The sequence below is a fragment of the Streptomyces sp. NBC_01515 genome, from assembly GCF_045040345.1.
Taxonomy (GTDB): domain Bacteria; phylum Actinomycetota; class Actinomycetes; order Streptomycetales; family Streptomycetaceae; genus Streptomyces.
The window spans coordinates 2,032,043-2,047,545 of record NZ_CP109416.1 but is presented as its reverse complement, the minus strand read 5'-3'; the positions used below and the strand labels follow the sequence as shown (position 1 = coordinate 2,047,545).

The 15,503-nt window shown below is 69.8% G+C and carries 14 protein-coding genes; 6 read left to right on the top strand and 8 right to left on the bottom strand.

Features of this window, described 5'->3' with window-relative positions; genetic code table 11:
* The first annotated feature begins 9 nt into the window (after positions 1-9).
* Positions 10-1,692 (top strand): peptide-N4-asparagine amidase, encoded by a 1,683-nt coding sequence (locus OG407_RS08970; protein WP_405856705.1) that lies wholly within the window; start codon positions 10-12, stop codon positions 1,690-1,692.
* A gap of 174 nt (positions 1,693-1,866) precedes the next feature.
* Positions 1,867-3,279, top strand: coding sequence for a cation:dicarboxylate symporter family transporter (locus OG407_RS08965; protein ID WP_405856703.1), 1,413 nt, complete (start codon positions 1,867-1,869; stop codon positions 3,277-3,279).
* A 98-nt stretch (positions 3,280-3,377) separates the two neighbouring features.
* On the opposite strand, the gene OG407_RS08960 is transcribed toward OG407_RS08965, so the two are convergent.
* Positions 3,378-4,241 (bottom strand): SDR family NAD(P)-dependent oxidoreductase, encoded by an 864-nt coding sequence (locus OG407_RS08960; protein ID WP_405856702.1) that lies wholly within the window; start codon positions 4,239-4,241, stop codon positions 3,378-3,380.
* 83 nt (positions 4,242-4,324) lie between these two features.
* Here OG407_RS08960 and OG407_RS08955 point away from each other — a divergent pair, with 83 nt between their 5' ends.
* Entirely contained in the window at positions 4,325-5,029 is a 705-nt protein-coding gene (locus OG407_RS08955) for a TetR family transcriptional regulator (protein ID WP_405856700.1), read from the top strand.
* Positions 5,030-5,051: 22 nt separating this feature from the next.
* On the opposite strand, the gene OG407_RS08950 is transcribed toward OG407_RS08955, so the two are convergent.
* Entirely contained in the window at positions 5,052-6,056 is a 1,005-nt protein-coding gene (locus OG407_RS08950) for a GlxA family transcriptional regulator (RefSeq protein ID WP_405856698.1), read from the bottom strand.
* 119 nt (positions 6,057-6,175) lie between these two features.
* On the opposite strand from OG407_RS08950, the gene OG407_RS08945 reads away from it, so the two are divergent.
* Positions 6,176-6,814, top strand: coding sequence for an HD domain-containing protein (locus OG407_RS08945; RefSeq protein ID WP_405856697.1), 639 nt, complete (start codon positions 6,176-6,178; stop codon positions 6,812-6,814).
* Between the two features lie 119 nt (positions 6,815-6,933).
* Here the strand turns inward: OG407_RS08945 and OG407_RS08940 are convergent, their stop codons facing one another.
* Entirely contained in the window at positions 6,934-7,461 is a 528-nt protein-coding gene (locus OG407_RS08940) for a MarR family winged helix-turn-helix transcriptional regulator (RefSeq protein ID WP_405856696.1), read from the bottom strand.
* A gap of 130 nt (positions 7,462-7,591) precedes the next feature.
* Between OG407_RS08940 and OG407_RS08935 the strand changes: the two genes are divergently transcribed.
* The gene (locus OG407_RS08935; RefSeq protein WP_405856695.1) at positions 7,592-9,394 is read left to right on the top strand and encodes an ABC transporter ATP-binding protein; all 1,803 of its coding nucleotides are present in this window, start codon (positions 7,592-7,594) and stop codon (positions 9,392-9,394) included.
* A gap of 43 nt (positions 9,395-9,437) precedes the next feature.
* A complete protein-coding gene (gene mltG, locus OG407_RS08930) occupies positions 9,438-10,280 on the top strand; it encodes an endolytic transglycosylase MltG (protein WP_405856694.1) in 843 nt (280 codons plus the stop codon).
* A 228-nt stretch (positions 10,281-10,508) separates the two neighbouring features.
* On the opposite strand, the gene OG407_RS08925 is transcribed toward mltG, so the two are convergent.
* The 5 genes from OG407_RS08925 to OG407_RS08905 are packed head-to-tail and all read right to left on the bottom strand — an operon-like array spanning position 10,509 to position 15,472.
* Complete coding sequence (locus OG407_RS08925; protein ID WP_405856693.1) at positions 10,509-11,585, bottom strand: NAD(P)-binding domain-containing protein; 1,077 nt, start codon at positions 11,583-11,585, stop codon at positions 10,509-10,511.
* A gap of 42 nt (positions 11,586-11,627) precedes the next feature.
* On the bottom strand, positions 11,628-12,770 hold the full coding sequence (locus tag OG407_RS08920) for an LLM class flavin-dependent oxidoreductase (RefSeq protein ID WP_405856692.1): 1,143 nt from the start codon (positions 12,768-12,770) through the stop codon (positions 11,628-11,630).
* 1 nt (position 12,771) lies between these two features.
* Positions 12,772-13,797 carry an ABC transporter substrate-binding protein gene (locus tag OG407_RS08915; protein WP_405856691.1) on the bottom strand — a complete coding sequence of 342 codons (1,026 nt, stop codon included), beginning with the start codon at positions 13,795-13,797 and terminating at the stop codon, positions 12,772-12,774.
* Between the two features lie 41 nt (positions 13,798-13,838).
* Positions 13,839-14,606, bottom strand: coding sequence for an ABC transporter ATP-binding protein (locus OG407_RS08910; RefSeq protein ID WP_405856689.1), 768 nt, complete (start codon positions 14,604-14,606; stop codon positions 13,839-13,841).
* Entirely contained in the window at positions 14,579-15,472 is an 894-nt protein-coding gene (locus OG407_RS08905; protein WP_405856687.1) for an ABC transporter permease, read from the bottom strand. Before OG407_RS08905 ends, OG407_RS08910 begins: the two co-directional genes overlap by 28 nt.
* Positions 15,473-15,503 lie beyond the last annotated feature (31 nt).

The window sequence follows — 15,503 nt, the reverse complement described above, 5'->3', positions numbered from 1 at the left end:
ACACCGCCCATGAGAAGCCGGATAGTCATGTCCATGCTCGCCGGAGCGGCCCTCCTGGCGAGCACCCTCCTCGGCGCGAGCCCCGCCCCAGCCGCCGACATGAAGACGCAAGCGGTCGGCACGAAGGCCCAAGTGGCCGACACGGAGACCCAGTCGGTCGCTATGAAGGCCCAAGCCGCCGACGTCCCCGCCGAGTTCGGCACCGACTGGCACGACCCCCTCACCGTGGCCCCGCCCATCGCCAAGCCCGCGACGAAGTCCTGCCAAGTCACCCTCGCCGACACCGAGTTCCGCGACTTCACCCCGTACCAGGGCACTTACACACCGCCCAAAGCCTGCGGCGACCACTGGAGCAAGGTCGTCCTCCGCCTCGACGGCACGGTCAAGGGCCGGCAGTACGACCGACTCGGCTATCTGCACGTCGGCGGAGTCGAGATCCTCCGCACCTCCACGCCGGAGCCCTCGCCCGACGGCATCGCCTGGTCCGTAGAGAAGGACGTCACGCGCTACAGCGCCACCTTCCGCAGCACGCAGGACGTTGAGATGCTCATCGGCAACGTCGTCGACGACACGTACACCGGCGTCATCGGCGTCAAGGCCACCCTCACGTTCTACGAGGGCAGACCCGCGGCGGCGCAGACCCCCGACCGCGTCCTCACCCCCGCCGCCGACTCGACCCTCACCACCCCGCGCAACACCGAACGCATCGTCGCCGAGGTCTACGCGACCGGTTCCGGCGGTGGCTGCGAGGAGTTCTGGTATCTCGCGGTGCCCGACTCGGCGCCGTACTCCTGCCAGGCCGACAAGGGCCCCTACCGCGAGGTGCAGATCAAGGTCGACGGTCAACTCGCCGGAATCGCCGCCCCGTTCCCGAACGTGTGGACCGGCGGCTGGTCCGACCCCTTCCTCTGGTACGTCATTCCCGGCCCGCGCGCCTTCGACGTCAAGCCGATCGAATACGACCTCACCCCCTTCGCCGGGCTGCTCAACGACGGCCGCCCGCACCACATCGACGTCTCCGTCGTGGGCGTGCCCGAGGGGCAGAGCGGGTGGAGCGCGCCGGTGAACGTGCTCGTCTGGCAGGACGCGCAGCGCGCCCACGTCACCGGAAAACTCACCCTCGACCGGGCGGGCGAGCTTGCCAACTCCTCGACGTACACGCCCGGTTCGGAGGAGCGCGTGGACACCGACGCGGGCCATCGGCTGACCACGGCCGGGTACGTCGACACCTCGCACGGCCGGGTGCGGACCACCGTCGACCGGACGCTCGCGAACACCTCCGTACACCGCTGGACCGACGGCGAGAACATGGACGGGCTCGACGCGACCTGGACGGACGACGAGTCGGTGACCGTGGACGGCCGTGGACCGGCCCGGACGACGGCCACGCACCGGACGTACACGATGAACGGCGCGACGACGATCGGGACGGACGACCGGCTGCGGACCGTACTCACGCTGGGCGACCGGGCGGCGGTCGTCGACACGCGGGACGGGCGGCGGACCGGGTGGTCGCGGCTCGACGACACCTACACCGGGGACGCGACCTACACGCTGAACGTGCCCCGCGACCAGCGGCACGCGGTCGGGACGTCGAGTGAGCGCTACCGGCTGTACGGCTCGGGGGGCTGCTACGACCGTTCGCTGGCGACCGCGCAGGGGGTGCTCACCGAGGACCGCAGCGGCTGCTGAGGCGTCGTGCGTGCGATGTGTCACCCAGGTGTGTGATTTACACGGCCGTCACACGGAGGTTTTCCGGACGATCAACAACGGCTTCAAAGTATCCAGTCGGAAGCCGCTTTCCGTATCGCAGAAGTTGCCCCCATTCGACTTCCGCGAACGACCGTCCCCCCTCAAGGAGTGCCCGTGCCGCCGTCCGTCCCGCCCCTGCCGCGACGCGTCGCACGCATACTGCGTACCTCACTCTTCGCGCAGGTCGCCTGCGCGCTCGTCCTCGGCATCCTCGTCGGGAAGCTGTGGCCCGACGTGGCCACGGACCTCCAGCCCCTCGGCGACGGATTCACCCGGCTCATCAAGACGATCATCTCGCCGCTCGTGTTCTGCGTGGTCGTCGTCGGCATCGCCAAGGCCGGTGACCTCAAGGCCTTCGGCCGGATCGGTCTCAAGGCGCTGATCTGGTTCGAGGTCGCCAGCACCGCGGCCCTGATCATCGGGCTGGTCCTCGCCAACGTCGTCCAGCCCGGATCCGGGATGCACGTCGACCCGTCGACGCTCAACACCTCGGCGGTGGACGCGAAGACGGGCGGCGCCGCGCTGCCCTCGACGACCGAGTTCATCGTCAACGCGCTCCCCACCAGCTTCATCGGCGCCTTCGCCGAGAACTCCCTGCTCCAAGTCCTCATCCTGGCCTGCCTGGTGGGCGCCGCGCTGCTTCACCTCGGCCACACCAAGGTGCCGCAGGTCCTGCCCGCCATCGAGCAGGCCCAGGAGATCATCTTCGCGATCGTCGGCTTCGTCATGCGGCTCGCCCCACTCGCGGTCTTCGGGGCGATGGCCGTCCTGGTCGGCCAGTACGGGCTCGGCGTGATCAAGACCTACGCCAAGCTGATCATCCTCTGCTACGTCGCCGCCGCGCTCTTCCTCGTGGTACTCGCCGTCGCCCTGCGCATGGTCACCGGGCTCAGCCTCTGGAAGTTCCTCCGTTACATCCGCGAGGAGATGCTCCTCGCGCTCGGCACCGCCTCCACCGAGTCCGTCATGCCGCGCGTGATGCAGAAGCTGCGCAAAGCCGGCGCCCGGGACGACGCGGTCGGCCTGGTGCTGCCCACCGGCTACTCCTTCAACCTCGACGGCGCCTCCCTCTACCTCTCCATCGGCACCCTGTTCATCGCGCAGGCCGTCGGCGTCGACCTCAGCCTCGGCCAGCAGATCACCGTCGTCCTGGTGCTCATGCTCACCAGCAAGGGCATGGCCGGCATCCCCGGTTCGGCCTTCCTCGCCCTGTCCGCGACCGCCTCCTCCCTGGGCGCGATCCCGGCCGGCGCGGTCGCCCTGCTCCTCGGCGTGGACCGCATCATGGACTCGATGCGCGTCGTCACCAACCTCCTCGGCAACTGCGTCGCCGTCTTCGCGGTCTCCCGCTGGGAGGGCGCCCTCGACATCGAGCGGGCGAAGAAGGTCCTCGACGGCGAGATCACGGACGTAGAAGAAGGCGAGACCGCGACCGTAGAGGAAGAGACTGTGCCGGAAGAAGCCGTTCGGGAAGACGGGGAGATCCCCGCGCAGCGCGTCAAGGAGGCTGCGCCCGGGGCCAGTTGAGGGTGAGTCGGTTCGTCGTGGCGGGCTGCGGCTCCTGCTCCGTTTCTACGGTGGGGGAGTCGCGGCCCGTTCTTCGGTGGCCCGGGTGGGGCGGTTTGCTATGCCTCGGTTTCTATGAGGTCGACCGGGTAGTCCTGGTCGAAGTCGGCCGAGCGGCTCACCGGCTCCCATGCGGCCGCCTGCGCGATCTGGTCGCGTGAGTAGTTCTGCGCCATCTCTACGGCAATGACGCCGAGGAGGAGGTGGGAGGGGAGGTCCGGCTGCTTGACGACGCGGACCAGGATCTCCCCGGCGCGCTTCGGGTCGCCCGCGGCGACCACCGGACCGTCGAAGAGGCGGATCATCGCGCCGACGGTTTCGTCGTACTCCGGCGCCACGTCAGGGATCTGCATCGACGAACCGGCCCAGTCGGTCGCGAAGCCGCCCGGTTCCACGACGAGGTACCTGATGCCGAACGGCGCGGTCTCGGCCGCGAGCACGCGCGTGAAGCCGTCGACCGCGAACTTGGCCGCCTGGTACGACCCGAGCCCGGGGTTCCCGCCGACCCGGCCGCCGATGGACGAGAACTGTACGACCGTGCCCGCGCCCCGCGCCTTCAGGAACGGGAGCGCCGCCGTCGAGACGTTGTAGACGCCCCAGAAGTTGGTGTCGAACTGTCGGCGGAAGTCGTCCTCGGGTGTCGTCTCGACCGGGGAGAGATTGGCGTACCCGGCGTTGTTGACGACCACGTCGATCCCGCCGAAGCGGTCAACCCCCGCCTGTAGAGCCGCCGTTGCGGCCGCCCGGTCGGTGACGTCGAGCGCGACGGGGAGTACGTGGTCGCCGTACTTCTCCACGAGGTCGTCCAGTTGCTCCGGCTTGCGTGCCGTGGCGACGACCTGGTCGCCGGCCTCCAGGGCCGCGACGGTGAGGTTGCGGCCGAAGCCGCGGGACGAACCGGTGATGAACCATGTCTGTGTCATACCTCTAGCGAAACACTGTTTCGTTATTAGTGCAACCCGGTTGCGCTAAATTAATGCAACCAAGTTGCGCTACGCTCTGGGTCATGAGCACGCCCAGTCCCCAGCGCGCCCGCAGCGCGGCGGCCAAACAGCAGCGCGAGCGGGCGATCCTCGACGCCGCCCGGTCCCTCGGCGCCGAACGCAGCGTGCGCGAGGTCACCCTCACGGACATCGCCGCCGCCGTGGGCATGCACAAGTCCGCGATGCTGCGGTACTTCGAGACCCGGGAGCAGATCTTCCTGGCGCTCACCGCCGAAGGGTGGGAGGGCTGGTCGGCGGAGCTTCGTGCGCGGCTGAGCGAGGTCGCCGACGGCGATTCCGACGCGGTCGCCGCCGTCGTCGCGCAGACGCTCGTCGCGCGGCCGTTCTTCTGCGACCTGCTGGCTCAGGCGCCGTTGAACCTGGAGCGCAACGTCTCACTGGACTCGGTGTACGAGTTCAAGACGGTCGTACTGAGCGAAGTGACCTCGCTGGCAACCGAGTTGTGCCGGATGCTCGCGATCACCGAGCGTTCGGCCATCGATGTGATCGCCACGGCGACGAGCATGGCCGGGGCGCTGTTGCAGATGGCCGCGCCCGGCACCCGCCTCCGAACGCTCTACGAATCCCGTCCCGAGTTGGCGCATGCGCTGGTCGACGTCGAACCCCAACTGACGCGCATCCTGGCCGCGTTGCTGACAGGGCTGCGTGCTCCCGCGACGCCAACAAGGCCTTCCGTACCGGCGGGAGTCGAAGCCGGGCAGGCGTGAACCGAAGCCGGTTGGTCACGGCTCATGGCATCGGTGACTGGCCGCGCGTAGTGGCGAACCGGCTGCGATAGTGCGTCGGCGTCGTGTCCAAGTGGCGGGCGAAGGCGCGGCGGAGGGTCTCATCCGTGCCGAGCCCGCTGTGATGCGCCGCGGAGGTGACGCTGTGGCCTTCGAGGAGGAGATGCCGGGCACGGTCGAGACGGACCCGTTCGACCCAACGGGCGGGCGTGGTACCGAGTTCGGTGTGGAAGAGGCGTGTCAGGTGACGTGGACTGACGGCCACGGTCGCCGCCATCGTGGGGAGGCTGTGGTCGGCGGCCGGGTCCGCCAACACCGAGGCGATCAGCGACCGTAGCGGATCCGTGCGCGGTGGTGGGGTGGCGGTCGCGGCGGAGAACTGCGACTGCCCGCCCGGGCGTTGCATGAAGACGACCAGCTCGCGTGCGATGTCCCTGGCCACGTCCGCGCCGTGATCGTCCTCGACGAGGGCGAGCGCCAGGTCGATCCCGGCGCTGATGCCCGCCGAGGTGACGAAGTGCCCGTCGCGGATGTGGATGGCATCCGGCTCGACGCGCACGAGGGGGTAACGGCGGGCCAGTGTCTCGGCGTGCCGCCAGTGGGTCGTGGCCGACCGGCCGTCCAGCAGGCCGAGTTGGGCGAGGAGGAAGGCGCCCGTGCAGACGGATGTGACCCGGGTGGCGTGCTCGGTCAGGGTACGGGTCGCGGTCAACAGCCCTTCCTCGGCGGGCTGTTGGGCCAGTCGGTCGCCTCCCGTGACCACGACCGTGCCGACCGGCCCTGCCTCGGCCGCCGTCACCGTGCCGGTCAGCGTCAGCCCGTTCGAGGCGGTCACCGTGCCGCCGTGGGGTGAGACCAGCACCAGTTCGTAGGGGTGGCCGAGCCGGCCCGACTGGTGCAGCACCTCGGCGGGGCCGCTGACGTCGAGCATGGTCACGCCGTCGAAGACGAGGAATCCGACCCGGTGTGTCATGCCGGAAGCCACGCCTGAAGCCGCGTCTGGAGCCATGTCCGAATCTGTGGTTTTCCTGGCTGTGAGGACATGGCCCCAGCGTACGCCGCTGACGATCCTGGAGTCACAGGAGATCGAGAGACCGAGTCACGCGGCATCGAGGAGAGGCAAGAACGATGAGTGAAGTGATCGCAGGCGTGGAGATCCCGGACACCGCCCTGGTGCGGGAGGCGACCGAGCTGGTGCGCGAGGCGGCGACGCCGCTGCTGTTCGACCACTCCCGGCGGGTGTTCCTGTGGGGCGCCCTGCGCGGCCGGGACCAGGGGCTCGACTACGACCCCGAACTGCTCTACGTGGCCGCGATGTTCCACGACCTCGGGCTCACCGAGAAGTTCCGCCGCACCGACCAGCGCTTCGAGATCGACGGCGCCGACGAGGCCCGCCGGTTCCTGCACGCGCACGGTATCGCCGGTGAGCCGGCCGACCGGGTCTGGGCGAGCATCGCCCTGCACACCACGCAGGAGATCCCGCTGCACATGGCGGCCGAGATCGCCCTGGTCAACCGGGGCGTGGGGCTGGACGTCGTGGGCATCGGCTACGACGCCGTCTCCGACGAGCAGCGCGCGGCCGTCGTGGCGGCACACCCCCGCCCGGACTTCAAGAACGGCATCCTCGCCGCCTTCACCGAGGGCATCAAGGACCGCCCCGAGACCACGTTCGGCAACATCAAGGCGGACGTGCTGGCCCACTTCGTACCGGGCTTCGTGCGCGGCGACTTCGTAGAGCGCATCAAGGCGTCGAACTGGCCGGAGTGACGCGAACCCGGTCGCCGGCGGCACCCCTTGGAGCGGGTCGGCGGGTCGGCGGGTCGGCGGGTCGGCGGGTCGGCGGGTCGGCGGGTCGGCGGGTCGGCGGGTGCCGAGGGGGCGGCGGGTCAGCAGGACCGCCCGCGCCCATGCCCCTCGTGCACCCCATGCCCCTCGTGCACCCCATGGACGTCGTGCCCCTCATGCCCCACATGCGCACCAGGCACCCCATCCACCAACGTGTCCAGCAACGCCCGCAACACCTCGCGCTCCACATCCGTGAGCGGCGCCAGAATCTCGTCCGCCGCACCCCGCCGCGCACCCCGCAGCTCCTGCAGCGCCTTGCGGCCGTCGTCCGTGATCTCGATCCGGATCACCCGTCGGTTGGACGGATCGGGCACGCGCCGCACCTTGCCGCTCGCCTCCAGCCCGTCGACCAGCGTCGTCACGGCGCGCGGCACCACTTCGAGGCGCTCGGCGAGGTCGGCCATGCGCGGCGGGGCGTCGAAGTGCGCGAGGGTGCGCAGCAGCCGGGACTGGGCGGGGGTGATGCCGAGGTCGCGCTGCTCCAGATGGCGCTTCTGGATGCGGTGCACCCGGCGGGTGAGCCGCAGCAACTGCTCCGCGAGCAGGCCGTCGGAATCGGGGGTGGTCATACGGGAACAATATCAGGACCTGGTTCATTGTGAGTATAGGTAACAATGAGCTATGCTCCACCAAGCCTCATCGCTCCACGAGCTCTGAGCGCTTGACCAGTCCTGATCGCCTCACCATCCGTAGGAGACCATGCCCCGCGACGACATCAACTGGACACCGTCCCCCGGCACCTCGACCGACCAACCCCGGCAGGTGCGCCGCATCCTCAAGCTCTTCAAGCCCTACCGCGCCCGGCTCGCGGTCGTCGGCCTCCTGGTCGGCGCCGCGTCCCTGGTCACCGTGGCGACCCCGTTCCTGCTGAAGGAGACGCTGGACGTCGCCATTCCGCAGAACCGCACCGGGCTGCTGAGCCTGCTCGCGCTCGGCATGATCCTGAGCGCCGTCCTGACCAGCATCTTCGGCGTGCTCCAGACCCTGATCTCCACCACGGTCGGCCAGCGCGTCATGCACGACCTGCGCACAGCGGTCTACGGCCGCCTGCAGCGCATGTCGCTCGCCTTCTTCACCCGGACCCGCACCGGCGAGGTCCAGTCCCGCATAGCCAACGACATCGGCGGCATGCAGGCCACCGTCACCTCCACGGCCACCTCCCTGGTCTCGAACCTCACCAGCGTGGTCGCCACGATCATCGCGATGATCGCCCTGGACTGGCGGCTGACCGTCGTCTCGCTGCTGCTGCTCCCGGTCTTCGTGTGGATCAGCCGCCGCGTCGGCAACGAACGCAAGAAGATCGCGACCCAGCGCCAGCGGCAGATGGCCGAGATGGCCGCCACGGTCACCGAGTCGCTGTCCGTCAGCGGCATCCTGCTCGGCCGCACGATGGGCCGCTCCGACTCGCTCACCCGCTCCTTCTCCGAGGAGTCCGAGGGCCTGGTCGACCTCGAAGTCCGGTCGAACATGGCCGGGCGCTGGCGCATGTCCGTCATCTCGATCGTCATGGCCGCGATGCCCGCCGTCATCTACTGGACGGCCGGCATGACCCTGCACCTGGGTGGCCCGGACGCCTCGATCGGCACCATCGTCGCCTTCGTCTCGCTCCAGCAGGGCCTGTTCCGCCCGGCCGTCAGCCTGCTGTCGACCGGCGTCCAGATCCAGACCTCGCTGGCGCTCTTCGCCCGCATCTTCGAGTACCTCGACCTGCCGATCGACATCACCGAGCGCGAGAACCCGGTCCACCTCGACACCATCAAGGGCGAAGTCCGCTTCGAGGACGTCGAGTTCCACTACGACGACAAGAGCGGCGCGATCCTCGACGGCCTCGACATCACCGTCCCCGCGGGCAACAGCCTCGCGATCGTCGGCCCGACCGGCGCCGGAAAGTCGACCCTCGGCTATCTCGTGCCCCGGCTCTACGACGTGACGGGCGGCCGGGTCACCCTCGACGGGGTCGACGTCCGCGACCTGGACTTCGACACGCTCGCGCGTGCCGTCGGCGTCGTCTCCCAGGAGACGTACCTCTTCCACGCCTCGGTCGCCGAGAACCTCCGCTTCGCCAAGCCCGACGCCACCGACGAGGAGCTGTACACGGCGGCGCGCGCGGCGCAGATCCACGAGCACATCGCGGGCCTGCCCGACGGGTACGACACGGTCGTCGGCGAGCGCGGCCACCGGTTCTCCGGCGGCGAGAAGCAGCGCCTGGCCATCGCCCGCACGATCCTGCGCGACCCGCCGGTCCTCATCCTGGACGAGGCGACCAGCGCGCTGGACAACCGCACCGAGGCCGCCGTCCAGGACGCCATCGACGCCCTGTCGGCCAACCGCACCACGCTCACCATCGCGCACCGGCTGTCCACCATCCGGAGCGCCGACCAGATAGTGGTCCTCGACTCCGGGCAGATCGCGGAGCGGGGCACGCACGAGGAACTGCTCGATCGGGACGGGCGCTACGCGGCTCTCCTAAGCCGGGATGCTCAACTGGAACCGACAAGCTGAAGATATGCCGGGTTTGTGACGATATGCGGGTTACCGTGCCCGCATGCAGATGAACACTCCGCCACGGAGCACGATTCGACTGACCCGCAGGGGCCGGGTCGCCCTCATCGCGACGGGGGCCGTCGTGGCCGGCACCGCCGTGGCGGTGCCGCTGCTGAGCCTGGAGAGCGAGGGGGACACGCGCCCCACCTCGCTGGTGATCCCGGAGGGCTGGCGCTCGGGCCAGATCTACGAAGCCGTGGACAAGGTCCTCACGCTGCCGGTCGGGACCACGAAGAAGTCGATCGCGAAAGCCGGCCTGAAGCTGCCGAACGACGCGGAGGGCAACCCCGAGGGCTATCTCTTCCCGGCGACGTATCCGCTGGAGAAGAAGTCGACGCCCGCGTCGCTCCTGTCGTTCATGGTCAACACCGCGAACAAGAAGTTCAACGGCGCCCCGGTCGCGGCCGGCGCCCAGCGCAACGCGATGAACGTCTATCAGGCGGTCACCATCGCGAGCATCGTGCAGGCCGAGGCGGCGTCCACGGCCGACATGGGGAAGGTGGCCCGGGTCATCTTCAACCGCCTCGAACGCGGTATGCCGTTGCAGATGGACTCCACCATCAACTACGCGCTCAACCGCGCCACGTTGAAGACCACAGGCAGCGACACCCGGCTCGACAGCCCCTACAACTCCTACCAGCGCATGGGCCTGCCGCCCACTCCGATCGACAACCCGGGCGAGGACGCGATGCGCGCCGCGATCAACCCGCCGCCGGGAGACTGGCTGTACTTCGTCACGGTCAAGCCCGGCGACACCCGCTTCGCGGCCACCTACGAGGAACACCAGCGCAACGTGGCCGAGTTCAACGCGGCCCAGAAGAACAGGGCGTCGCCCACGAAGTGAACCGAGCGGGACGAGGTCGGGCGGCGCGGCGTCAGGCTCATGTGCGCGTCTCGGGGTGAGTGGCTTGTGATTCGTTGGCGGGTGCGGGTGCGGGTGCGGGTGCGGGTTCGCTGTGGCTGGTCGCGCAGTTCCCCGCGCCCCTTAAAGGCCCCCCGGCCTACGCCCGACATGCGCGCCCTCGACGCGGCACCTCCGCCCCGCCCGTGAAGCGACCCCGTCAGAACAACCTCAGACCGCCACCGGCTCCCCGGCCAGCAACCGCCGGATGTCCCGGACAGCCGCCAGACCCGCCCGGTTCGCGCCGATGGTGCTCGCGGACGGTCCGTAGCCGACGAGGTGGACACGTGGATCGGCGACCGCGCGTGTCCCCTCGACGCGGATGCCCCCACCCGGCTCGCGCAGCTTCAGTGGTGACAGGTGGTCGATCGCGGCCCGGAAGCCGGTTGCCCAGAGGATGACATCGGCGTCCACATGGCGGCCGTCGTTCCAGTCCACCCCGTCGGGTGTGATCCGGTCGAACATCGGCTGCCGGTCCAGGACCCCGTCCGCGATCGCCTGCCGGATCGCGTCGTTCAGCGGCAGCCCGGTCACGGAGACGACGCTCTTCGGCGGCAGCCCCTGCCGCACCCGCTCCTCGACCAGTGCGACGGCCGCCCGGCCCACGTCCTCGGTGAACTGACCCTCGCGGAAGACCGGCGGACGCCGGGTCACCCACGTGGTCGCTGCCGCGTACGGGGCGAGCTCCATCAGATGCTGGGTACCGGACGCGCCCCCGCCCACCACGACCACCCGCAACCCGGCGAACTCCTCGGGCCCCGGATACTGCGCGGTGTGCAACTGCCGCCCCCGGAACGTCTCTTGACCCGGATAACGCGGCCAGAACGGCCGGTCCCACGTCCCGGTCGCATTGATCAGCGCCCGCGTCGACCACGTACCGTCCGACGTCTCGACGAGCAGCCGCCCGGCCACGCCCTCCCGCACGGCCTTCACATCCACCGGCCGCCGCACCCGCAGGTCGAAGGCCCGCTCGTAGGCGGCGAAGTACTCGGCGATCACCTCGGCGGAAGGGCGGGCCGGATCGGCGTCCGTGAGTTCCATGCCGGGCAGCGCGTGCATCCCGTGCACCTTGCCGTACGTCAACGACGGCCACCGGAACTGCCAGGCCCCGCCCGGCGCGGGCGCGTGGTCCAGTACCACGAAGTCGCGCTCCGGCTCGAAACCGGTGCGCCGCAGGTGATAGGCGCCGGCCAGTCCTGCCTGCCCGGCACCTATGACGACCACGTCGACCTCACGCGTGTTGTTCACGTTTGTACGAACAGCACCGGGGCCGTGGATCTTCCCGCCCGCTCAGCGCCCGCCGCTCACGAGCAACGGCAGACCGGCCTTCGCCCTCCCCTCGACCAGCCCGCGCGCCGCCAGCTCGGGAATCACGCCCTCCCCGAACCAGTACGCCTCCTCCAGATGCGGATACCCGGACAGCACGAAGTGCTCGACGCCCAGCGAGTGGTACTCCTCGATCAGATCGGCGACCTCGGCATGGCTGCCCACGAGCGCCGTGCCCGCGCCACCCCGGACGAGACCGACCCCCGCCCACAGGTTCGGGTGGATCTCCAACTCGTCCCGCGAACCGCCGTGCAGGGCCAACATCCGCTGCTGGCCCACCGATTCACTGCGCCCGAGCGCCGCCTGCGCGGCCGCGACGGTGTCCGCGTCGAGGTCGTCGAGCAGCCGGTTCGCGGTCGCCCACGCCTCGGCCGACGAGTCCCGCGAGATGGTGTGCAGCCGTACCCCGAACCGCACGTCCCGGCCCTCCCGCTCGGCCAGCCCGCGAATCCAGTCGATCTTCTCCTTGACCTGTGCCGGCGGTTCTCCCCAGGTGAGATACACGTCCGCATGCCGGGCGGCCACCGGCCCGGCCGCCGCCGACGAACCCCCGAAGAACACCTGCGGCACCGGATCGGGCGGCAGTGCGGTCAGCCCGCCCTCTACCTGGTAGTGGACACCGTCGAAGTCGTACGGCTCTCCCCGCCACACCCCTCGTACGACCGACAGGAACTCGTCCGTACGGGCGTACCGCTGGTCGTGGCCGAGATGGTCACCGAACCGGCGCTGCTCGGCCGAGTCGCCGCCGGTGACGACGTTGAGCAACAGCCGCCCTCGGGTGACCCGTTGATAGGTCGCCGCCATCTGCGCGGCCAGCGTCGGCGAGATCACCCCCGGCCGGAACGCCACCAGGAACTTCAGCCGCTCGGTGTGCTGGGCCAGCGCCACGGTGGTCAGCCAGGCGTCCTCGCACCAGGTGCCGGTCGGCGTCAGCACCGCCTCGAAGCCCAACTGCTCGGCGGCCTTGGCGATTTGGACGAGGTACTCGATGTCCGGCGGCCGCACTCCACGGACCGTGCCCGCGCGGTTGGGCCCGTAGGCGTGCCGGTCGACGAGCGTCCGGCCGTCGCCGCCGGTCGGCAGGAACCAGTGCAGGTGCACGCTCATGTCACGAACCTCCCGTGGTGCTCGGCGCGGAGGTCGAGGCCGGCAGGTTCTCGTTGTAGCGCGTGTCCACGAAGTCGGCGAAGTCCACCTTCCGCGGTATCAGCTTGAGTTGGGTGAACGTGTCGGCGATCTGCTGCTCGGAGGCGATGAGCGGCTTGTCGACCGCGACGGAGACCCGCGTCGAGTTGGTCCGCTTCACCGACGCCAGCGCCACCTCGTACGGCAGCCCGGTGTCCTTCGACCACACCTTGGCCCACTCCTCCTGATGCGTGAACACCCATGTCTGGGCTCGGCGCAGCCGGTCGAGGTAGTCCCTGATGGCGGCGGACTTCTTCTTGTCCGCCAGCGCGCCGGGCGCCGCCACCTGGAAGCTGAGGCCGTTGGTCACGCCCTCGCCGGTGGTGAGGACGCGGCCCTGCTTTGCCTGGAGGACCTGCGACGTGTACGGGTCCCACACCGCCCACGCGTCGACCTTGCCGGAGGTGAACGCGGCCAGGGCGTCGGCCGGTTGGAGGTACTTCACGTTCACGTCGCCGATGCTGAGCCCGGCCGCCTTGAGGGAGGCGACCAGCTGGAAGTGCGCGGACGAACCCTGCGCCACGGCGATGGACTTGCCCTTGAGCTGCCGCGGTTCGCTGAGCTTGGAGTCCTTCGGCACGAGGACGGCGTCGCCCTCGGACGTGCCGTGCCAGGCGGCCACCACCTTGATCTTCGAGTCGGCGCCCGCCGCGAACACCGGCGGGGTGTTGCCGACACCGCCGATGTCGACGGCCTTGGCGTTGACGGCTTCCAGAAGCGGTGGGCCGGAGGTGAACGTGGACCACTTGATCTTGTAGTCCAGGTTCTTGAGTTCACCGGCGGCCCGCAGCACCGCCTCCGAACCGCCTTTCTGGTCACCGACGTTGAGCGTGAGTGAGCCCTTGCCGTCGGTGCCCGTCGAGGTCTCGGCGGCCGAGTTCCCGCCGCAGGCGGTGAGCAGGAGGGCGAGGGGGAGAAGCAGGGCGGCGGGGACGAGACTTCGTCGCATGGGGGTCCGTTCTCGGTAACTGGGTTGACGCGTGGGGGAGTTCAGACGGCTTCGGCGGCGGTGTCGACGCCGAGGCGTTCCAGGAGTCCGGCGCGCAGTTCGGCGAATCGCGGGTCGGTGATGTCGCGCGGCCGGTCCAGGTCGATGCGCTGCTCGTGCGCGATGACCCCGTCGTCCATCACCAGGACCCGGTCCGCGAGCAGCACGGCCTCCTCGACGTCATGGGTCACCAACAGGACGGCACAGCCGCGCCGTTGCCACAGTTCGCCCACCAACCGCTGGGCCTTGATGCGGGTGAGCGCGTCGAGCGCGCCGAACGGCTCGTCGAGCAGCAGCAGATCCGGTTCACGCACCAGGGCACGGGCCAGCGAGGCCCGCTGCGCCTCACCACCGGACAGCGTCTTGGGCCACGCGTCGGAGTGATCCCCGAGCCCGACCTCCGCCAACGCCCGCTCCGCTACGGCCCGTTCGGGCTTCCCGGGCAGCCCGAGCAGGACGTTGCGCCACACCTTCTTCCACGGCATCAGCCGGGGCGCCTGGAACGCGACGGCCTTGCGGCGCGGGACGAGGACGGTGCCCTCGATGTCCCGGTCGAGCCCGGCGAGGATGCGCAGCAACGTGGACTTGCCGCAGCCGCTGCGGCCCAGCAGCGCCACGAACTCACCCTGCCGCACGTCGAGTTGAAGCCTGTCGATGACGGCGCGGCCGTCGAAGGAGCGGGTCAGCCCCTCGACGCGTACCGCCTGTGTGGTCAGCGGCGACCGGGTCGCCGAAGGGGTGGTCACCGGCCCGTGAACGTCGGTCGCCATTGCAGCAGCAGCCTTTCGAGGGTGCGGACGAGGAAGTCGGCCAGCAGGCCGAGGAAGGCGTAGACGATCAGGCAGACCACGATGACGTCGGTCTGCAGGAAGTCCCGGGCCTGCACCATCAGGAAGCCGATGCCGGCGTCCGCGTTGATCTGCTCGGCGAAGACGAGGGCCAGCCAGGCGATGCCGAGGGAGTAGCGCAGCCCGGTCATCGCGTTCGGCAGCGCACCCGGCAGCACCACATGCCGTACGAGCCCCCAGCGCGACAGCCCGAGGGACTCCCCGGCCTCGATCAACTGGCTGTCCACGCCCCGGATTCCGGCGTAGACGTTGAGGTAGAGCGGGAAGGTCACGCCGAGCGTGATGATGGCGACCTTCGGCGCCTCGCCGATGCCGAACCAGATGATGAACAGCGGGATCAGCCCGACGAAGGGCACGGTCCGCAGCATCTGCACGGGAGCGTCGACCAAGTCCTCGCCGACCCTGAACAGACCGGAGACCAGGGCGAGTCCGGTGCCGATGACGGTACCGAGCAGCAGCCCGATGGCGACGCGCTGGAGCGAGGTGGTCATGGCCGAGGTCAGTGAACCGCTGTCGACCAGATCCCAGCCGACCTGGGCGATGCGTCCGGGCGAGGCGAGCACGTCGGAGGTCAACACGCCTGTGCTGCTGAGGAGTTGCCACAGTGCGAGCAGGACGAGCGGGCCGGTGGTGCGGCGCAGCCAGCGGGGGACGCGGGTGCGGCGCGAGGAGGTGGGGACGAGGGGGACGAGTTCGAGGGGAGCGGGATCGCCGGACTCGGCCTTCGACGCGGGTATGGGGGAAATATCGGGCCCGGAGGAACCGGGCGGTGCGTGGCTGATGCTCATGGGTGCTCCACGGGTGGGGGAGAGCGTCCGG